The organism is Antrihabitans stalactiti (assembly GCF_012932915.1).
GTDB classification, from domain to species: Bacteria; Actinomycetota; Actinomycetes; order Mycobacteriales; family Mycobacteriaceae; genus Antrihabitans; species Antrihabitans stalactiti.
The window spans coordinates 68,369-85,151 of record NZ_VCQU01000007.1; the positions used below are offsets into that span (position 1 = coordinate 68,369).

Consider the following 16,783-nt stretch of genomic DNA (forward strand, 5'->3'; position numbering starts at 1 on the left):
TGGCCGCCGCCGCAATATGGGGAAGTTCTCCCGATGTTCCCTACCCCGTCTTCGTCGAGAGTTATCTCCTAGCACCGAACGGACGGCGAAGACCAGGGAGCATTTCAAATGAGCATCGACAACGATCACACCCAGACCGCAGACCAGCAGCTCAAGGCAAAGCATCGGGCGCTCTGGGCGTCGGGCGATTATCCCGCTGTGGCGGCGGAACTGATTCCCGCGCTCGGACCAGAGTTGGTCCGCGCCGCCGGAATCAAGCGAGGTAACCGTGTGCTGGACGTGGGCGCAGGGTCGGGTAATGCCGCGATTCCGGCTGCAAGGGTCGGTGCGGTCGTCACCGCAAGTGATCTGACACCGGAACTCCTGGACGTCGGCCGCACGATCGCGGCGCGCAGCGGTGTCGCACTCGAATGGGTCGAGGCCGATGCGGAGGCAATGCCCTTCGAGGACAACAGCTTCGACGTGGTGATGTCATGCGTCGGCGCAATGTTTGCGCCGCATCATCAAGCGACCGCCGACGAGTTGGTCCGCGTGGCACGTCCCGGCGGCACGATCGCGATGATCAACTGGACTCCCGAAGGTTTCATCGGCAACCTGTTGACGACACTGAAGCCGTATGCGCCGCCGCCCCCTCCCGGTGCAGGCGCACCGCCGCAGTGGGGTAACGAAGAGCATGTCCGAAAGTTGTTCGGTGACAACGTGACCGACCTGAAGATGCAACGTCAGACGGTCCGGATGGACCACTCCGCGAACCCATTGGAGTTCCGCGAGTACTGGAAGACCAACTACGGTCCGACCATCTCGGTCTACCGATACAACGAGGGCCAGCCCGACCGGATCGCCGCCCTCGACAACGATTTCCTCGCGATGCTGACGCGCTGGAATCAGGCGTCCGAAGCCGGCCGCACCGAGTACGACGCCGAATACCTCCTGATCACTGCGACGAAGAAGTAGCGAGGCTCTCCGGCTGCGGGAACTGCTCTGCCAGTGCGGCTTTGATCTCGACGTAGCGGGCGAGGAAGGACCGCTCGTCGAGCCGCTTGCGGCGGAGCCAGCCGGTGACTTCGTCGTTGCACTTGCTTGCATTGCACGAACCACAGGCGGGTGCAATGTTGTCGAGGGTGTAGCGCCCGCCTCGCGAAATCGCTTGGACGCAGTCGCGTTGGAGCGGCTTGTTCGTTGCGCCGCAGTACGCGCAACCGCCCCAGGCCGCTTTCAACGCTGCCCACTGTTCGTCGCTCAGATCGTGTTCGACGAGATCCATCCGTCGTTTGCGCCTGCGGGCGATCCGCGCCCTGCGAGTCTGTTTGACGGCCACCGCGTGAGCGTAAAGCCCAAATCAGCCGTAGTGGCAGACGCCGTCGAGCGTGTCGATGATTTCTAGGTCGAAACTCGAATAGCCCGGCCGTCTACGCACACCCATTCGATGTAGCGACTTGCTACAATGAGTTGCAGTATTGCTACAGAGGGTGAGTGCCATGGCAGGCGTTGCAGACAAGGTCACCAGGTTGTCCGCCGATCTTATTGCGAGCGCGATCGCGGAAGGTGCTCGCGAGAGCCGGTCGGGGCGCCAGCAGCTCGAACACTGGGCACGTGTTGGCCGGGAAGTGTCCAACCAGCGCAAGGTTGCGCGCCAGCGGGTCGAGGCCGCGCTCGCGGGTCGATTGCCTCTGCGCGCTCTGAGCGCGGAGGAAGGCGTCGTCTTCAACGCCGAGGTCGCGGCTGCGCTCGAAGAGAGCTTGTCGACGGGTAACCATGTTGCCGATCGCGCTGCTCGCGGCCTGTCCTCGGTGGTGCTCGACGACGAGGGCCGCGTGGTCAAGCACAACCCGGACGGGACCATCATCGTGCTGTCTTCGTGAGGCGGCTCGATCTGGTCGTCGGTTCCAACGGTGCAGGTAAGACTACCTTCGTCACGCGAAGGCTGCAGCCGCTTCTGATCGAGAGCGTGTTCGTCAACGCGGACGTGATCGCGGCGGAAGAGTGGCCTGACGCTGCTGCGGAACACTCCTACGAGGCTGCCCGAATTGCCGCGCGAATGCGGACGACGCTCATCACCTTGGGTGAGTCGTTCATTGCCGAGACTGTGTTCTCCCACAAATCGAAACTCGATTTGATCGAAGAGGCGCTTCGGCACGACTACACCGTGATCCTGCACGTGATGCTGGTGCCGGAGGAGCTGACGGTCGAGCGTGTGCGGCAACGCGTACTAGAAGGCGGGCACCTCGTCCCGGAAGACAAGATCAGGGAGCGCTATCACCGCTTGTGGGATCTCGTCGCGATCGCGATCACGCGATGCGACTCGGCAACGGTGTACGACAACAGCGCCGCCGACATCACCCGCATCGTCGCCCGATTCAGCGAAGGCGAGGCGGTCGGCACGGTCGCGTGGCCGAGGTGGACCCCGGCGCCCCTCCGTGATCGCTGGCCATCGACCAGCTAGCCACGTCGCTCGAGGTTTGGTCTGATCAACTCGTCCGCCACCCAGCGCGCAACGTCGTTCGGATACGGCGACGGCAGGTTCAGCACAACATGGGTGAAGCCGACGTCGATCAACTCCCGAACGATGACCCGGGCGAGAGCCGGGTCGTCATAGGAAATCGCGACCTGCACCGAGCGCGTGATGCTGCGAGGGTCCCGCCCACTAGCTGCGCAGTACCCGTCGAGAACGCGGCTGCGCTCCAAAAGCTTTGCCGCGGTGTTCAGCGGCGGGCCGATCGCATTCCACACGTCGGCGTGCTCGGCAACGATCCGCAAGGTAGACGACCCAGTTCCCGCGATCAGAATCGGCACACGCGACTGGACCGGTGTCGGATTGCACCGCGCACCGACCAGGCGGTAGCGCTCCCCTGCAAAATCGAACTCCTCCCCACTCCACAGGCGACGAATGATCGTGCAGGCTTCCGAAAGGCTGGCGACCGCGGCACCCCACTCCCCGACCGGAATGCCGAACGCCTCGTATTCGGGTGCCACCATGGTCGCGAATCTGGGGTCCGATGTCGGTAGACCCCCGACGCCGATCCCGAAGTCGAGGCGACCGTTGGAGATACCGTCGATGTTTGCCGCGATCTTGGCGAGGACCGCGGGGTGCCGGATCCGATTGTTGTTCGCAAGCACACCGATTCGCAGCCGCTGCGTCCGCGCGGCCAGTGCGGAAAGCAGTGTCCACGCTTCGTAAATCGGTTCCGACCCCGCACCGACGCGCGGGAGCAGATGGTCGTACAGCCAGGCGTGCTCGATCTCGGGAATCGCGTCTGCATCGAGCCACACCCGCAGAATGTCGTGGTAGCTGACATTCGCGGGTGTGGTTTTGATCCCGAAGCTCAACGCTGACTCGCTCATGCCCTCGAGGTTAGGGCTCCAACAGCAATCAGGTCTCGGAGATTGCCGGTGACCAGGCCACCCCACGCGTCGGAGCAGGCGTCGAAGCACTCGTAGTCCGGCACCAATCCGACGTGGGTGAAACGAAGTTCGGTTCGATCGCCCTGGTCGACGATGTCGAACTCGATGGACGTGCCTGCCCATTCGTTGGCGACACCGACAAAGGTCGGACCGCCTTCGAGCACCTGCCAGACGACCCTGCGACCTGGAACAGATTCCGTCACCTTCTGCTTCGAGACGTGGAGATCTTCGTAGCGGTAGGTGAACTCGTCACCGACGTCGGTGGTGCTGCCGTCGATTTCGCCCGTCCACCAGCCGCGAACATTGTTGACTGCGGCGAAGACCTCGTCCGGAGTCTGTTGCACCGTAAAGGTTTTGGTATAGCTGCGATCAGAAGCCAGTGCGCGCTCGCCGTCGGTGATGGCCTCCCCGACGTTCGGCTTGCCTTTGCCTGTCTCGATCAGGTCCCACAGACTGCCTTTGATGTAGGTGCCCCAGCCGTCGGAGCAGACGTCGTAGCACTCGTATTCCGGCACCAAGCCGTGGTGCGTGAAATTCAGTTCGGTCTTGTCGCCCTTCTCGGCGATCTCGAAGGTGATGGTGGTGCCCTTCCATTCGGTCTTGTCGTCGATGAAATCGAAGTAGTTGTCCAACACCGTCCAGACGACGCGCTCGTTGGGCACGAGCTCGGTGATCTGCACTGTGCAACGATGGACGTCTCGGAAGTGGTAGTCGAACACTGCATTCAGTTTGTCCGTATCGCCGACGATGTCTTCCGACCACCAGCCGCGAACATTGGTGATGGCCGCGAATACCTCTGCCGGCGACTGGTCGACGGTAAAAGTGGCGGTGTAATTGCGGTCGACGACATATTCGGCGTTTTGCCGTTCCAGAGCCTTCGCTGGACCGTCCCGCCATGCTTGCGCGATTGTTTCCGACAATGGATCGGGAAAGATTTCTTCCTCGCCACTGTCGACGCCGTCGAAAATTGCGCGCGCAGCGGATTCGGGTGAGGCCTTCGGAATGTCGAGACCGGCGTTCATATCGGTGTCGACCGGCCCGGTGATGACCGCATGAACGCTGACTCCCCTGCCAGCGAGGAGGGCGCGCATGGACTGCGACATGGAGAGCGCGGCCGACTTCGAGATCGAATACGCCGGGATGATCGGCAGCGGTGCGATCGCGGCGAGCGACAACGCATTGACGATCGCCCCGCGCGAACGTGTCAGCAGCGGCAGGAACGCGTGCGTAACATCAAGCGGTCCAAACAGATTAACCGCCAGACTCTGTTCTATCGCCGAGCGGTCGGTCAAATCGTCGTAGAGCGCAATTCCCGCGTTGTTGACCAAAACGTCGAGGGATTCGACCTGCTCGACCGCGGCAGCGATCTGCGCAGGGTCGGTGATGTCGAGAGTCAGCGGCGTCACTCGCGGATCGTCGTGAACCGACGGACCGCGCGTCCCGGCGTAGACGCGGGAGGCACCGCGTCGCAACGCTTCCTCGACCAATGCTTTTCCGATTCCGCGATTCGCTCCGGTGATCAGAACGGTCTTGTTTGCGATTGTCATTTCCACTCCTTGGTTGTTGAATTGCCGGCCGAAAAAGGGCGCACGAAATACACCCCCACTACTCGGTTGGTTTAGTCGGTTTACTTTTCTTTACTGCGCTGAACAGCCTCGGCGATCAGCTTGATTCGGCGTAACCGGGCATCCCAAGTCGCGCCGACCGAAGAAAGCTGCGCGACCGCGCGAGCCAGTTGCTCGTCGTCCACCTGGTACCTCATTTCCCGTCCAGCGGGCGTGACGTGGACCAAGCCGACACGGTCCAGCACTCCCAGATGCTTCGCCACGGCTTGCCTCGTCACGGGCAGTTGGTCGCTCAGCGACGTCGCCGTTCCGCCGCCTGATGCGAGGAGCAGGTCGACCATGCGCCGCCGCATCGGGTCGCCGATTGCCGACCAGAGGTCGTCGTCGATTCCGGAGGTCATCGCAGCGACCCGACTCGCGCGGCGTACGCGCCGAGGATGGGGATGAAGCGGTTCCAACCCTCGACGTGTTCGGCGTACTGCTGCTCGAGAACGGCGACCTCCCAGCCCATTTCGCGAAACCCGGTCTCGCTCATGCGAAGCAGCGTGCCCTCGCCTTGCGCGATGAGTTCGAACGTCACGAGCAGCGAGTTCTCTAGTGTCGCGCCGTCGGGGTAGCACCAGCGAAAGGAGAACGACCGCGGGCGGTCGACGTCGACGATCGTGATCGGTGAGACATGATCCCGGTCGCCCCAGACGAGTTCCCCGGCGGCGCCTGGCGCCGACTCGAAGTCGGCCTCGTCTGACCACCACTCGCGGATGTGCTCGGGCTGACTGACTACCTCGAAAACCACGTCGGGCGACGCGTCGATGTAGATGTCGCGCTCGATGCTTCCGTATTCCATGATGTTCTCGCTTCCTGCAACGTTTGGTTGCACATCACCGTAACTCATCGATTTCGTTCGCGCAACCATCGGTTGCAGTTAGGATTGCATCTGGTCGCGCCGCCCGCGGAAGCGCAGTATTCCGGCGATTCTGCATTCGGCCTACCCTGAGAACCGAGAGTTCACCCAAATCGCCCCTGACTGACGAAGCCGCATGAAACCGAAGCCCTTCCTGCTGCTGTCGATCCGCGCCGAAGACGATGCCGCCGACGACGAATACTCCTCGGTCGTGCGCTTTTCCGGCCTCGAAGAGGCGGAGCTTCGGCGAGTCAACCTCACCCACCATCCGTTACCTGCCATCGACTTCGACGACTGGTCGGGGATCATCCTGGGTGGCGGACCGTTCAATGCCAGCGACCCGAGCGAGGAGAAGTCGGACACTCAGGTCCGCGTCGAGTCGGAACTGTTGCCGTTGCTCGACCGGATCGTCGACCAGGACTTTCCCTTCCTCGGATGTTGCTACGGCGTCGGCACACTCGGCAGCGTCGTCGGCGCGACGGTGGACCGAACCTACGGCGAGCCGGTCGGTGCCGTGACCATCACCCTCACCGACGCCGGTCGCAACGATCCGCTGTTCGTCGACGTCCCCGATGTCTTCGACGCCTTCGGCGGCCACAAGGAAGCAGTGAGGCGGTTGCCGTCGAATGCTGTCGCGCTCGCGTCGTCGCCCGCGTGCCCGGTGCAGGCATTTCGGGTCGGGCAGAACGCGTATGCGACGCAGTTCCACCCCGAACTCGACGTAGACGGTCTGTGCACTCGGATCGACGCGTACCGCAACCACGGTTACTTCGACCCCAACGCTGCCGACTCGCTGAAATCGGCTGCCAGGGAACGTGATGTGACCCATCCACAAGAAATCCTGCGGAGGTTCGTAGAGCGCTACGCAGTGCCTGCGTGAGGGACCGAATTGATCACGGAGAATGGTTGGGGCGCCCGCCTTGCCAGCCGTACGCGGCGACAGCAAGACCCGCGAGGGCAATCACCGGACCGAGAATCGACCACGTCGTGGTGTTGCTCATCGGACTGCCAGACACCACCCCGAAGCCTTGCAATGCGAACAACGTACCGAACAGCGCCACGACAATGCCCAGTACGACGAGAATCGGTTTCCGCATACTGGCGACCTTAGCTCGCCAACTTCGTGATCACTTCCTGCGCGGCGGCGGTCCAGCGTTCGTCGGTCGGGGGGCTGGGCAAGTTGCTGCCCACCAGGAAAATGGTGGTGACGAATTTATCTGTCGCCAACCAACTTTGCGGGTAGTCGGCCTTGTCTTCGATCAGCAGGGTCCGTGCGACGCCGGGCACCTTTCGTGCTCCTGGTCGGGTGATGCTCGCGATAACGTCGTCGGTGACTGGGCCGTCCTTCGGGCGCAATACCTTGATCGACGCGGTGAACGACAAGATGCCGCCGGCGGTGAGGTAGTAGGTGCAGCTTTGCCCCCACGTCCCGTCGCTGCGCTTCGTTCTCGTCGCTTGGCCGTCGTCCAGACTTACCCCTGTCAGCGTGCTGATCTGCGCACCGGTGAGGACGCACTCGTCGTCGACGGCGTGTTCCTCGAGCGCGACCGTGGGCTTGGTTTTCGATGTCGGCGCGGAAGCCGTTGTCGTGGAAGTCCTTTCGGATACAGCCACTGGATTCCCATCCACCGTGAGCGCACACCCACCCGCCACAGCCAGCGCCGACACCACGAACCCCGCGACAGTTGTCCTACCGATAGCTGAATAAACCCCCATGGCCTCGACGCTACTGGGTTGACGACCGTAAACAAACCGTAAGGGACGTAGACCACGCTGACAGCACAACACCGAGAGAACGCGAGAAGGGATCGATTCGATGCGCACATTCAAGCTTCAAGTCCAGACCACGGTCGACGGCTACATGGCCGGACCGAACGGTGAAATGGACTGGCTGACGTTCGATTGGTCCGACGACTTCAAGGCTTACGTCGACGCGCTGACCAAGCCGGTCGACACCATCGTCTTAGGTCGGAAGCTCGCCGAAGGCTTCATCCCGGCCTGGGCAGCGGGCCCTCCCGGCGAGGACCAGGAATCCATCGACAAGATGAACAACACGCCGAAAGTCGTGATCTCCGAAAGCGTTACCGAGTCACCGTGGGACGGTGTCACCATCGCGAGCGACCTCGTCGCCACGGTGAACGAACTCAAGGCGCAGGACGGTGGCGACATCATCGCTTACGGCGGTGGGACATTCGTCTCGAATCTGATCGCCGAGGGACTGCTCGACGAACTCCACCTGTTCGTCAACCCCACGTCGATCGGCGGTGGCATGCCGGTCTTTCCTGCCAGCGCCTACCATCGCCTCCGCCTTGTCGCCGCCACGCCGTTCGAATGCGGTGTCACAGCGCTGCACTACGCACCGACGCGCTAGTTACTCCGCCGCGCTCGTTCTGGGCAGAACGGTCAGTACTCGACAGGTGTGGTCGCGGAATTCCTGCATGAAGTCGGTGAGGAATTTCTCGGTCTCGGGATTGGTGATGTCGCCGTCGTCGGTGATCAAGCCCGGCTTCAGTTGAATGTAGGCCTCGGGAGTCGTCATCTGCCTCGCGTTGCAGAAGCTCAGCACACCACGCAGACTCTGCTGCGCGAGCGCAGTCCCGATCGCTCCCGGCGATGCGCCGATGACGGCCGCGGGCATGTGGTCGAACGAATTCTTGCCCCATGGTCGCGATGCCCAGTCGATCGCATTCTTCAGTGCGCCAGGGATCGACCGGTTGTACTCAGGCGTGATGAACAGGACCGCGTGCACCCCGGCGAGAGCTTCCTTCAACGCGACACCGGTCGGCGGATAGTCCTCGTCGAAGTCGGGGTTGTAGAGCGGGAGGTCCTTGATGGGGATCTCAGTGAACTCGAGTTCAGCCGGGGCCACTTTGATCAACGCTTTGGACAGCTTTCGATTGATCGATCCAGATGCGAGGCTTCCGATGAAGTAGCCGACTTTGTACGTGGTCATTTCGATCCTCCAGTGGCTGCGATTCGATCGTGTCCACGCTTCAAGGTGGATTCGAAGATGGCTCTACGATTCTTGGGGTCGAGCGAGTTGCCGCCCATCGCCGCCACATCGTACGGCGATGGAACCAGCACCCGAGCGTGTTTACCCGCTTTCCGTAGCACGCGAACCTCCGCCGCCAACTTTCTTTGCATTCCCTTTCTCATGACGAATTCGGGGACCGCCGTGGGACTGGACGGTCCACCTTCGCCCGCCATCGGCGCGAGCACAATCACCTCGTCCACGTCCAGCGACGCGACCAGATCGGCGGACGTCGACGAGTGGACGCCGCCGTCGATATAGCGGCGGTCGCCGATTCTCGTCGGTTCGCACACCCCGGGCACAGAACTGGACGCACGCACCGCATCGATGATTCCCGCTTCAGGCGCACCTGGGGCGCCGAAGCTGACGCGCTCCCCGCTGTCGTAATCGACGGCGACCGCCCAGGTCGCCGGATGCGCCACCCACTCGTCAGGCTTCCACAGCGCCGTCAGCGGCGCGACCCAGGTGTCCAGCGAACTTCGACCGGCAGGCAGCAACCCCGACAGCGCGGTCGTCGTCGCCACCCTCCCGGGCCGCAGCAATGCGCGGATCGCCATACCCGGCGCAGCCGGAAGGGGCACCCGAGAGCCTGAATTGCGTTGGCGGGCATCCGGCTTGTGCCGCAACGGATGAGTGACCGGCAGTTCGCGTCGGTACCACGCAGTGAGGTCCGCCGTGCCGATCCCGCTGGCCAGCAAGGCAACCAACAGCGACCCCTGCGATGTGCCGACGAAGACGTCCGCGTCTCGGGGGTCCCAACCCGACTCCGCTTCGAGCACGGCGAGCGTGGCGCTGGACCATGCCAAGCCGGTCGCTCCCCCAGCTCCGACGACAAGTGCGCGTGTGGTCACCAAGGACTCCCTGTGAAATGTAGATCCGGCCACGGTGGGCGCCGAAGCACCGCGAGCGTGGCGATGACGGCAGTCGCCAAGCCGAGCAGAGCAATTCGGGTCACGTCCGCCGCGGGTTCCCAGCTGACCTGTCCATTGTGGACGACGAAGATACCGACCGGCGCAGCGGCGCCCGAGATCGCCCGATATCTCGTCACGGTGATGATGGTGGTTCCGTCGACGGTCTCGTATGGATCGCTGTACACACGCGCTGCCGACAGGTCCGCAGACCGGTCGAGGACTTCGCGAAGGTTCATCGCACGATCACACCGCCGCAGGGCACTTTTGGCAACTATCGAAACTGGAACGTGTTCTATATCGTGGAGGCCATGAGCAGCCAGGGTTCGGCGCGGACGGTCGTGTGGGGCACCGGAAACGTGGGTAGGGCGGCGATACGCGCGGTCGACGCACATCCTGACCTCGACCTCGCCGGGGTGATCGTCCACAACCCCGACAAGGTCGGGAAAGACGCCGGCGAGCTTGCCGACCTGGACCGCTCGCTCGGCGTCGCGGCCACCGCCGACGTCGACGCAGCGCTCGCCGAAGCCGATGCCGTGGTGTACGCGGCGTCGGGCGAGGTCCGCCCGGTCGAGGCGCTCGCCGACATCAACAAAGCAATCCGAGTGGGTGCTTGCGTGGTGACGCCGTCGGTCTATGCCATGTACGACCCCAGGTCTGCTCCCCCGGAACTACGCGACCCGGTCCTTGCTGCGATCGCCGACGGCGGCGGATCACTCTTCGTCTCCGGCATCGACCCGGGTTGGGGCAACGACATCTTGCCCATCCTCGCAACAGGATTGGCGTCGAGCATCGACCAGGTCCGCTGCCAGGAGATCTTCGACTACTCCACCTACGACCAACCCGACTCCGTGCGCTATCTGGTCGGCATGGGTCAGCCGATGGACTATCTCCCGCCGATGGTGGCGCCCGGCGTTCCGACGATGGTCTGGGGCGGCCAGCTTCGTCTGATCGCCCGCGCACTCGGCGTCGAACTCGACGAAGTTCGCGAAACGCTGCTGCGGCGCCCACTCGAGTCGAGCGTCGAAACGGCGGCAATGGGCACGTTCGAGGCCGGCAACCAGGGCGCGTTGCGCTTCGAGGTCCAAGGCGTCGTCGATGGCGAGCCGCTCATCGTCATCGAGCACGTCACGCGCATCCACCCGTCGTGCGCGACGGATTGGCCGATGCCGCCGGACGGTGGCGACGGCGCGCACAAGGTGATCATCGAGGGGCGCCCGCGCATCGAGATCAACATCGAGGCGACCGACGAAGGCGGCAATCGCTCCGCGGGCGGAAACGCCACCGCGGTCGGCAGATTGGTCAATGCGATCCCGTGGCTACGCGCCGCCGGGCCCGGAATCTACGACGCGCTGGACGTGCCACTCAGCCCCGCGGTCGGCAAACTGAGAAGGAAGGCATCAGCATGATCGTCGATGTGCCAGAGGGCAAGGATCCGATCGGATACGTGTGGGGCGAAATGGTGCCGGGCATCGGCACTGCGGCCGCCAAGTTCTCGATGAAGGTGTACTCGGACAGCACCCTTGATCTGCGCGAGTTCGAGGCCGCCCGGCTGCGGATCGCGCAGATCAACGGCTGCATCTTCTGCCAGGACTGGCGCACCGAGCGCGACGGGGTGAAGGTCGAGGCCGATTTCGATGCGGCAGTGCGTGATTGGCGGACCACCGACGCCTTCGACGACCGCACCCGCTTGGCCGCCGAATACGCCGAGCGGTACGCGCTCGACCATCATTCGATCGACGACGAGTTCTGGGCCCGGATGACCGCAGCCTACGAGCAACGCGAAATCGTCGAACTGACCATGTGTTTGGGGTCGTGGCTCGCCTTCGGCCGGCTCAATCGGGTGCTCGGCCTCGACACGGCCTGCGTCATACCCACCCACTAACCCCCTCGTGAGTCTTTTAGGAGTCCATAGACTCCTAAAAGACTCACGAGGGTTGGGGCACTAGGCAACTGGGGCGTAGACGGAATGCAGGACGCCGGAGCCGAACGTCGTCGACGACAACAGCTTCAGCGGCACCTTCGCTCCGTCGGCGAACAGCTTCTTGCCTTGACCGACGACGACCGGGTGCACGAACAAGTGCAACTCGTCGATGAGGCCTTCCTCGACCAGCCAGCGGACCAGCGTGGCGCTGCCCGTCACGCCGAGGTCGGTGTCCTGCTTGAGCTTCGTCAGTTCGGACTTCACGTCGCCGCTGATGATGCTGGAGTTCTCCCAGCTGGCGTCGGTAAGCGTGTTGGAGACCACGTACTTGCGTGATCCGTTCATGATCCCGGTGAGCGGGTCTTCGGGATCAGCGTTCGGCCAGTAGCCGGCGAACTCGTCGTAAGTTGTGCGTCCCAGCAGCGTCGCATCGTTCTGCATCAGCGCGCCGACCGCGGCGCCCATCTCATCGTCGAAGTAGTCGAAGTGCCAGGTCTGCGGATCCTCGATGACGCCGTCGAGCGAGATGAAGAGGCTGCCTTTGATGTATCCCATGATGTTCTCCTTGTCGGATTCGGTCGTTGATTCGGTCAACTGCAAGTGCGTCGAGCGGCGTAGCGCGTTTTCGACAGCAGTGACCGAACGAATCCGAATCCTGGAGATTCAGCGTGTGGCGAGCCCAGCCGACCGCAGGAGGATCGGCAACACGACGGCGACGACAAGCAAAGCCGGGACGTCGCCCCACAGGTGACCGTGATGGTGTCCGCCCATGTCGAACGATTCCACCGCCATGACCGCCGCATGGACGAGGCTCGACACCGCGGCGAACCAGATCAGGCTGATATTCGCCTCGGGGCGTCGCGCGGCGTTCAACAGAAAGAGGCCCAACGTCACGTACACGCCCACAATCATCATGAAGTAGTGCGACTCGTACGGAGCGCCGTGATGCCATGCCCAGCCTGACGGCCATACGACGGCCAGCGGATAGAGACAGATCATGACCGTGCCGAACGCCGCGAGCGCGATCTGCAGAAGCCTGTAACTGGGTGTCGATGCCATACCTGAGCGAACGGAGAATCAACCCTCGCGGTTCACCGGTAGCGTGGCGACATGTCACTACTCGACCGGTACCGCGCAACCGGCGCAGATTTACCCTTCGGTGATCCGCGCCAAGCTCACGGCGTTGCGATGGAAGGGTACTTCTGGCGTTTCAGCCAACCTGATTCCGGCCGCTCCATAATTGCGTTGATCGGAGTCAATCGGTCCGAGACAGGCATGTGGTCGACCCTCGGGCTCGGGTCGCATCCGAACGGCTTCCTCCGCACCGTTGTCCATCCGGAGGGGTCGGCCGATCCGAACGCCCTCGGCGCGTCGGCGGGGTCCGCCTTCCAAGGTTCGGCTGATCGCCTGCACGTCGACCTCGGCCCCGATGCCAAGCTCGACGTACGGATCTCGGATCGAGTCGAGTGGCCGCGCCCGGCGTTCGGCGGGTCCAGCGTCTTCCAGTCCGTTCCGGCGCTCAACCAGTACTGGCATCCGTGGCTGCTCGGCGGGCGCGTCGAGGGTACCGCAACAGTGGGTGGCGACGAGTGGAACCTCGACGGTGCTCAGGTCTACGGTGAAAAGAACTGGGGCAAAGGCGGATTCCCCGACTCTTGGTGGTGGGGCCAAGCGCAGGGCTTCGCAGAGCCGCAGGCTTGCGTCGCATTCGCCGGCGGTGAGATCACCGCCGGACCGTTGCGCACCGAGGTCACAGCGTTGGTCGTGCGGTTGCCGAACGGTCGGGTTCTTCGACTTGGCAATCCGGGCGTCTCGCCGGTGCGCGCCGAGGTCGGCGACGAGCGGTGGTCGCTGCAAGGTCGGCGAGGCCTGGTCAGCGTGACCGTCGAAGGCAACGCACCGCTGGGTGCCGCACATGTGCTCCCCGTGCCTTTGCCGCTCGAGCGCCGCAACATTGCCGGAGCTATCGAGCATCTTGGCGGAAGATTGTCGGTCGAGGTCCGCAGTCGCGGAAGAATCGTCTGGCGCGGCGAATCGTCGTTGGCCGGCCTCGAACACGGCGGCATCGACCGTGCCCGCGCGGAAGTCGTTCGCCGCGGCGGCGCGCCCGAGGATTCGGACGCACCCCCGGTCTGAAGTTCATGCCACGGAGGCGGGCAACCCGAAGGCCAGGTGTTGTTCGGCCCCGATGAACGTCGTGACTTCCGCGATTCGGTCGCCGCGAAGGGTCAAAACGTCGATCGCGAACGGTAAGTGCGTGCCAGCGGTGTCGTCCCACAGGTACGACCCGAACGCAAGCTGACCGTTCGCTTGCGTCGGTACGCGACGCCAGGCTCCGCACGCATCCATCGGCACCCGGACCGCGAAGTCCATGACCGCGTCCAATCCGCGATACCAGTGCGGCAAGGGCGGCATCGACCACGTGACGTCGGCGGTGAGCAATTGCACCAGCGCGTCGGCGTCGCCGCGCTCGAGGGCACCCGAATACTGGGCGACGATTTCTCGCAACCGCAGGTCGCCGATCCCCTTCAGCGTCTGAGCCTGCGTCATGGGCGGCACCTTCTCCGCGACGATGCGGCGAGCGCGTTGGAGTGCACTGTTCACCGACGCGGTCGAGGTATCCATGATCGTCGCGATCTCCGCGGCAGAGAACCCCAGCACCTCGAAGAGCAGCAGTGCCGCACGCTGATTGCCCGGCAGATGTTGAAGGGCGGCAACGAAAGCCAGTTCTACGCCTTCGCGCTGTTCGTATCGGGCGTCCGGATACGGACCCAACCAGGCGACATCCGCGAGCGGCACATCGCCGACGACGGCGCTCTCGCTCGACGGTCCGAGGTCGATGGGCAGCGCACGTTTGCGGCGGTGTTCGACCGAGTCCAGACAAGTCCGGGTCGCGACCGTGTAGAGCCACGAGCGCAGTGAACTTCGTCCCTCGAATCGCGCCAGGCTGCGCCACGCCCGAAGGAGGGCGTCCTGCAATGCGTCTTCGGCATCGTGTGTCGACCCGAGCATGCGGTAACAGTGCGCGTGCAACTCGCGCCGCAGCGGTTCGACGAGACGATTGAACGCGGCGTCGTCACCGTCGCGCGCGAGGTCGAGATCCGTTGTCGAAGGAATTTCGCTCACACCGATGAGTCTGCCCGACGCCTGGAGTCTTCATTTCGAACGCAACCGCTTCTCACCGCTTGGGAGACCTGAATGAACCCCACCATCACCGCCCATACCCTGGACGTTCCCGGTGCCCGACTGCACTACGAACTGCGCGGCACGGGCCCGCTCGTCGTGCTCATCGGCGCTCCCATGCACGCGGAATCCTTTGCGCCGCTGGCCGATCTGCTGGCTGACGAGTACACCGTTCTCACCACGGATCCGCGCGGCATCAACCGCAGCACCGTCGACGATCGCGACCAGGACTCGACGCCGGAACTGCGCGCTGACGATCTTGCCCGGCTGATCGCGCACGTCGACGCCGGCCCGGCGTCGGTTTTCGGGTCCAGCGGCGGCGCGGTCACGGCACTCGCTCTGATCCAGGGGCACCCCGAATCGGTCCGCGTCGTCATCGCACACGAGCCACCGTTGGTGGAGCTGCTCGACGACCGGGTGGCGGTCCGCGCGGCGACGGAGGACTACTGCGAGACGTTCCTGCGTGGCGACCGCGTCGGTGCGTGGCGAAAATTCTTGGCCACGGCGAACCTGCACATGCCCGAGCCGGTGTTCATGCAGGTATTCGGCAACGAGCCCGAGCCACAGCAGGCGGCAGACGAGCGGCACTGGTTTGCCAACGAATTGCGTGCGAGCTCCTTCTGGCACCCGGACATTACGGCACTGCGCGCGGTCGCAGCCAAGATCGTCGTCGGCATCGGCGAGGAGTCGGGTGAGCAGGAATGCGAGCGGACCTCGAACGCGCTCGCCGCTGCTCTCGATATCGCACCCGTCAGGTTCCCCGGCGGCCACACTGGTTTCGTAGACGATCCAGCCGGCTTCCTCCCGCGGCTACGCGAGGTGCTGACGCCGGCAAAGTGAAAGGGCACGCATGGAGCCGAAGGACGTTCTGCGCCGCTACCTGCAGACAGCGCGAAACGCGGTGCTGTGGAAACTCGACGGGCTGTCCGAGTACGACGTTCGACGTCCGCTGACGCCCACAGGCACCAACCTGTTGGGGCTGGTCAAGCATCTGGCAGGCATCGAGTTCGGCTACTTCGGTGAAACGTTCGGGCGCCCGCCGAACGAGCCGGTACTCGACAGCTGGTTCGCACCCGATGCCGAGCCCAACGTCGACATGTGGGCTACCGCTGACGAGTCACGCGACGAGATTCTCGGTTTCTACACGCGCGCTTGGGCGCACGCCGATGCGACGATCGAGGCGCACGCGCTCGACGATGTCGGCGAGGTACAGCATTGGCCACCCGATCGCAGGGTGGTGACGCTGCAGCAGATTCTGGTCCACGTCATCGCCGAAACGAATCGGCATGCGGGACATGCCGATATCGTTCGCGAACTCATCGATGGCGCGGCCGGATACAGGGAAGGCAACGCCAACATGGCTCCCGGTGATGCGGCGTGGTGGAGGAACTACCTCGCCAGAGTCGAAGACGCCGCTCGCAGTTTCAATCCCGGACGAGTGCAATGACGGGGATGATCCGATCCGTCTTTGCCTCGTGGTCGGCGAAGAACGGATAGTTCGCCTTCAGCATGGCCCAGACGTGCTCGCGTTCTTCGCCGTCGATGGTCGACGCTGTCGCTTCGTAGATTTCCGTACCCACCTCGACAGTCACCCTGGGGTTTGCCGCGAGGTTGAGGTACCAGTCCGGGTGTCTGGGTGCTCCGATGTTCGAGGCGATGACCAGCAGCCGACCGCCGTCGTCGTGAAACATCATCGGCGTCGTGACACGTTGGCCGGACTTGCGCCCCAACGTCGTGAGGAGCAGAAGTCGATCGCGATTCATGCCGTCGACTTCCCCGCCGGCCCGGAACTGTTCGATTGCTGCGCGGTTGATCGCCTTCATATCCACGGCATCCACCATGCCATCCGACCCCGACACTTGTGCTTGA

At 63.7% G+C, this 16,783-nt stretch carries 24 protein-coding genes; 10 read left to right on the plus strand and 14 right to left on the minus strand.

What is annotated here, in order from left to right; genetic code table 11:
- Nucleotides 1-108: 108 nt before the first annotated feature.
- A complete protein-coding gene (locus FGL95_RS19700) occupies nucleotides 109-954 on the plus strand; it encodes a class I SAM-dependent methyltransferase (protein WP_169589983.1) in 846 nt (281 codons plus the stop codon).
- Here FGL95_RS19700 and FGL95_RS19705 read toward each other — a convergent pair.
- Complete coding sequence (locus tag FGL95_RS19705) at nucleotides 935-1,264, minus strand: HNH endonuclease (protein ID WP_206072144.1); 330 nt, start codon at nucleotides 1,262-1,264, stop codon at nucleotides 935-937. The genes FGL95_RS19700 and FGL95_RS19705 overlap by 20 nt on opposite strands.
- A gap of 214 nt (nucleotides 1,265-1,478) precedes the next feature.
- On the opposite strand from FGL95_RS19705, the gene FGL95_RS19710 reads away from it, so the two are divergent.
- Nucleotides 1,479-1,862, plus strand: a complete 384-nt coding sequence (locus FGL95_RS19710) for a TA system antitoxin ParD family protein (RefSeq protein ID WP_169589986.1) — start codon at nucleotides 1,479-1,481, stop codon at nucleotides 1,860-1,862.
- Nucleotides 1,859-2,443 carry a zeta toxin family protein gene (locus tag FGL95_RS19715; protein WP_169589988.1) on the plus strand — a complete coding sequence of 195 codons (585 nt, stop codon included), beginning with the start codon at nucleotides 1,859-1,861 and terminating at the stop codon, nucleotides 2,441-2,443. The genes FGL95_RS19710 and FGL95_RS19715 overlap by 4 nt, the downstream gene beginning before the upstream one ends.
- Here FGL95_RS19715 and FGL95_RS19720 read toward each other — a convergent pair.
- The 4 genes from FGL95_RS19720 to FGL95_RS19735 all read right to left on the minus strand — a co-directional run bounded on the left by FGL95_RS19720 (nucleotide 2,440) and on the right by FGL95_RS19735 (nucleotide 5,811).
- The gene (locus tag FGL95_RS19720) at nucleotides 2,440-3,342 is read right to left on the minus strand and encodes an LLM class flavin-dependent oxidoreductase (protein WP_169589990.1); all 903 of its coding nucleotides are present in this window, start codon (nucleotides 3,340-3,342) and stop codon (nucleotides 2,440-2,442) included. The two genes, FGL95_RS19715 and FGL95_RS19720, sit on opposite strands and share 4 nt — an antisense overlap.
- On the minus strand, nucleotides 3,339-4,949 hold the full coding sequence (locus FGL95_RS19725) for an SDR family NAD(P)-dependent oxidoreductase (protein WP_169589991.1): 1,611 nt from the start codon (nucleotides 4,947-4,949) through the stop codon (nucleotides 3,339-3,341). The genes FGL95_RS19720 and FGL95_RS19725 overlap by 4 nt, the downstream gene beginning before the upstream one ends.
- A gap of 80 nt (nucleotides 4,950-5,029) precedes the next feature.
- Complete coding sequence (locus FGL95_RS19730; protein ID WP_169589992.1) at nucleotides 5,030-5,368, minus strand: ArsR/SmtB family transcription factor; 339 nt, start codon at nucleotides 5,366-5,368, stop codon at nucleotides 5,030-5,032.
- Nucleotides 5,365-5,811, minus strand: coding sequence for an SRPBCC domain-containing protein (locus FGL95_RS19735; RefSeq protein ID WP_169589994.1), 447 nt, complete (start codon nucleotides 5,809-5,811; stop codon nucleotides 5,365-5,367). Before FGL95_RS19735 ends, FGL95_RS19730 begins: the two co-directional genes overlap by 4 nt.
- A gap of 193 nt (nucleotides 5,812-6,004) precedes the next feature.
- On the opposite strand from FGL95_RS19735, the gene FGL95_RS19740 reads away from it, so the two are divergent.
- Nucleotides 6,005-6,748 carry a glutamine amidotransferase gene (locus FGL95_RS19740; protein WP_169589996.1) on the plus strand — a complete coding sequence of 248 codons (744 nt, stop codon included), beginning with the start codon at nucleotides 6,005-6,007 and terminating at the stop codon, nucleotides 6,746-6,748.
- Between the two features lie 13 nt (nucleotides 6,749-6,761).
- On the opposite strand, the gene FGL95_RS19745 is transcribed toward FGL95_RS19740, so the two are convergent.
- Entirely contained in the window at nucleotides 6,762-6,965 is a 204-nt protein-coding gene (locus FGL95_RS19745; RefSeq protein WP_169589998.1) for a hypothetical protein, read from the minus strand.
- Nucleotides 6,966-6,975: 10 nt separating this feature from the next.
- Nucleotides 6,976-7,584, minus strand: a complete 609-nt coding sequence (locus tag FGL95_RS19750) for a hypothetical protein (RefSeq protein WP_169590000.1) — start codon at nucleotides 7,582-7,584, stop codon at nucleotides 6,976-6,978.
- Nucleotides 7,585-7,684: 100 nt separating this feature from the next.
- Here FGL95_RS19750 and FGL95_RS19755 point away from each other — a divergent pair, with 100 nt between their 5' ends.
- Nucleotides 7,685-8,239, plus strand: a complete 555-nt coding sequence (locus tag FGL95_RS19755; protein WP_169590001.1) for a dihydrofolate reductase family protein — start codon at nucleotides 7,685-7,687, stop codon at nucleotides 8,237-8,239.
- Here the strand turns inward: FGL95_RS19755 and FGL95_RS19760 are convergent, their stop codons facing one another.
- Genes FGL95_RS19760 through FGL95_RS19770 form a run of 3 tightly spaced genes read right to left on the minus strand, consistent with a single transcriptional unit; the run spans nucleotide 8,240 to nucleotide 10,046 of the window.
- On the minus strand, nucleotides 8,240-8,821 hold the full coding sequence (locus FGL95_RS19760; RefSeq protein WP_169590003.1) for an NADPH-dependent FMN reductase: 582 nt from the start codon (nucleotides 8,819-8,821) through the stop codon (nucleotides 8,240-8,242).
- On the minus strand, nucleotides 8,818-9,750 hold the full coding sequence (locus tag FGL95_RS19765; protein WP_169590004.1) for a patatin-like phospholipase family protein: 933 nt from the start codon (nucleotides 9,748-9,750) through the stop codon (nucleotides 8,818-8,820). The genes FGL95_RS19760 and FGL95_RS19765 overlap by 4 nt, the downstream gene beginning before the upstream one ends.
- Complete coding sequence (locus FGL95_RS19770) at nucleotides 9,747-10,046, minus strand: hypothetical protein (protein ID WP_169590006.1); 300 nt, start codon at nucleotides 10,044-10,046, stop codon at nucleotides 9,747-9,749. Before FGL95_RS19770 ends, FGL95_RS19765 begins: the two co-directional genes overlap by 4 nt.
- A 72-nt stretch (nucleotides 10,047-10,118) precedes the next feature.
- Between FGL95_RS19770 and FGL95_RS19775 the strand changes: the two genes are divergently transcribed.
- Nucleotides 10,119-11,216, plus strand: coding sequence for an NAD(P)H-dependent amine dehydrogenase family protein (locus tag FGL95_RS19775; protein ID WP_169590007.1), 1,098 nt, complete (start codon nucleotides 10,119-10,121; stop codon nucleotides 11,214-11,216).
- Nucleotides 11,213-11,692 carry a carboxymuconolactone decarboxylase family protein gene (locus FGL95_RS19780; RefSeq protein ID WP_169590009.1) on the plus strand — a complete coding sequence of 160 codons (480 nt, stop codon included), beginning with the start codon at nucleotides 11,213-11,215 and terminating at the stop codon, nucleotides 11,690-11,692. Before FGL95_RS19775 ends, FGL95_RS19780 begins: the two co-directional genes overlap by 4 nt.
- A gap of 60 nt (nucleotides 11,693-11,752) precedes the next feature.
- Here FGL95_RS19780 and FGL95_RS19785 read toward each other — a convergent pair whose 3' ends face one another.
- Nucleotides 11,753-12,286 (minus strand): dihydrofolate reductase family protein, encoded by a 534-nt coding sequence (locus FGL95_RS19785; RefSeq protein WP_169590010.1) that lies wholly within the window; start codon nucleotides 12,284-12,286, stop codon nucleotides 11,753-11,755.
- 108 nt (nucleotides 12,287-12,394) lie between these two features.
- A complete protein-coding gene (locus tag FGL95_RS19790; RefSeq protein ID WP_169590012.1) occupies nucleotides 12,395-12,790 on the minus strand; it encodes a DUF6632 domain-containing protein in 396 nt (131 codons plus the stop codon).
- A 51-nt stretch (nucleotides 12,791-12,841) separates the two neighbouring features.
- On the opposite strand from FGL95_RS19790, the gene FGL95_RS19795 reads away from it, so the two are divergent.
- Nucleotides 12,842-13,867 (plus strand): tocopherol cyclase family protein, encoded by a 1,026-nt coding sequence (locus tag FGL95_RS19795; protein WP_169590013.1) that lies wholly within the window; start codon nucleotides 12,842-12,844, stop codon nucleotides 13,865-13,867.
- Between the two features lie 3 nt (nucleotides 13,868-13,870).
- Here the strand turns inward: FGL95_RS19795 and FGL95_RS19800 are convergent, their stop codons facing one another.
- Nucleotides 13,871-14,857, minus strand: coding sequence for an RNA polymerase subunit sigma-70 (locus FGL95_RS19800; RefSeq protein WP_169590015.1), 987 nt, complete (start codon nucleotides 14,855-14,857; stop codon nucleotides 13,871-13,873).
- A gap of 72 nt (nucleotides 14,858-14,929) precedes the next feature.
- On the opposite strand from FGL95_RS19800, the gene FGL95_RS19805 reads away from it, so the two are divergent.
- Nucleotides 14,930-15,754, plus strand: coding sequence for an alpha/beta fold hydrolase (locus FGL95_RS19805; protein WP_169590016.1), 825 nt, complete (start codon nucleotides 14,930-14,932; stop codon nucleotides 15,752-15,754).
- A 10-nt stretch (nucleotides 15,755-15,764) separates the two neighbouring features.
- On the plus strand, nucleotides 15,765-16,361 hold the full coding sequence (locus FGL95_RS19810) for a DinB family protein (protein WP_169590018.1): 597 nt from the start codon (nucleotides 15,765-15,767) through the stop codon (nucleotides 16,359-16,361).
- Here FGL95_RS19810 and FGL95_RS19815 read toward each other — a convergent pair.
- On the minus strand, nucleotides 16,339-16,755 hold the full coding sequence (locus FGL95_RS19815) for a nitroreductase/quinone reductase family protein (protein WP_206072122.1): 417 nt from the start codon (nucleotides 16,753-16,755) through the stop codon (nucleotides 16,339-16,341). The two genes, FGL95_RS19810 and FGL95_RS19815, sit on opposite strands and share 23 nt — an antisense overlap.
- Between the last annotated feature and the right edge of the window lie 28 nt (nucleotides 16,756-16,783).

What these genes read in the sequence shown, in the direction of transcription:
- FGL95_RS19710 (WP_169589986.1), top strand. Translation starts at nt 1,479, where the DNA reads ATGGCAGGCGTTGCAGACAAGGTCACCAGGTTGTCCGCCGATCTTATT.
- FGL95_RS19735 (WP_169589994.1), bottom strand. Translation starts at nt 5,811, where the DNA reads ATGGAATACGGAAGCATCGAGCGCGACATCTACATCGACGCGTCGCCC.
- FGL95_RS19815 (WP_206072122.1), bottom strand. Translation starts at nt 16,755, where the DNA reads ATGGTGGATGCCGTGGATATGAAGGCGATCAACCGCGCAGCAATCGAA.
- FGL95_RS19725 (WP_169589991.1), bottom strand. Translation starts at nt 4,949, where the DNA reads ATGACAATCGCAAACAAGACCGTTCTGATCACCGGAGCGAATCGCGGA.
- FGL95_RS19750 (WP_169590000.1), bottom strand. Translation starts at nt 7,584, where the DNA reads ATGGGGGTTTATTCAGCTATCGGTAGGACAACTGTCGCGGGGTTCGTG.
- FGL95_RS19745 (WP_169589998.1), bottom strand. Translation starts at nt 6,965, where the DNA reads ATGCGGAAACCGATTCTCGTCGTACTGGGCATTGTCGTGGCGCTGTTC.
- FGL95_RS19740 (WP_169589996.1), top strand. Translation starts at nt 6,005, where the DNA reads ATGAAACCGAAGCCCTTCCTGCTGCTGTCGATCCGCGCCGAAGACGAT.
- FGL95_RS19810 (WP_169590018.1), top strand. Translation starts at nt 15,765, where the DNA reads ATGGAGCCGAAGGACGTTCTGCGCCGCTACCTGCAGACAGCGCGAAAC.
- FGL95_RS19705 (WP_206072144.1), bottom strand. Translation starts at nt 1,264, where the DNA reads ATGGATCTCGTCGAACACGATCTGAGCGACGAACAGTGGGCAGCGTTG.
- FGL95_RS19760 (WP_169590003.1), bottom strand. Translation starts at nt 8,821, where the DNA reads ATGACCACGTACAAAGTCGGCTACTTCATCGGAAGCCTCGCATCTGGA.
- FGL95_RS19805 (WP_169590016.1), top strand. Translation starts at nt 14,930, where the DNA reads ATGAACCCCACCATCACCGCCCATACCCTGGACGTTCCCGGTGCCCGA.
- FGL95_RS19720 (WP_169589990.1), bottom strand. Translation starts at nt 3,342, where the DNA reads ATGAGCGAGTCAGCGTTGAGCTTCGGGATCAAAACCACACCCGCGAAT.
- FGL95_RS19775 (WP_169590007.1), top strand. Translation starts at nt 10,119, where the DNA reads ATGAGCAGCCAGGGTTCGGCGCGGACGGTCGTGTGGGGCACCGGAAAC.
- FGL95_RS19795 (WP_169590013.1), top strand. Translation starts at nt 12,842, where the DNA reads ATGTCACTACTCGACCGGTACCGCGCAACCGGCGCAGATTTACCCTTC.
- FGL95_RS19755 (WP_169590001.1), top strand. Translation starts at nt 7,685, where the DNA reads ATGCGCACATTCAAGCTTCAAGTCCAGACCACGGTCGACGGCTACATG.
- FGL95_RS19785 (WP_169590010.1), bottom strand. Translation starts at nt 12,286, where the DNA reads ATGGGATACATCAAAGGCAGCCTCTTCATCTCGCTCGACGGCGTCATC.
- FGL95_RS19770 (WP_169590006.1), bottom strand. Translation starts at nt 10,046, where the DNA reads ATGAACCTTCGCGAAGTCCTCGACCGGTCTGCGGACCTGTCGGCAGCG.
- FGL95_RS19700 (WP_169589983.1), top strand. Translation starts at nt 109, where the DNA reads ATGAGCATCGACAACGATCACACCCAGACCGCAGACCAGCAGCTCAAG.
- FGL95_RS19780 (WP_169590009.1), top strand. Translation starts at nt 11,213, where the DNA reads ATGATCGTCGATGTGCCAGAGGGCAAGGATCCGATCGGATACGTGTGG.
- FGL95_RS19790 (WP_169590012.1), bottom strand. Translation starts at nt 12,790, where the DNA reads ATGGCATCGACACCCAGTTACAGGCTTCTGCAGATCGCGCTCGCGGCG.
- FGL95_RS19730 (WP_169589992.1), bottom strand. Translation starts at nt 5,368, where the DNA reads ATGACCTCCGGAATCGACGACGACCTCTGGTCGGCAATCGGCGACCCG.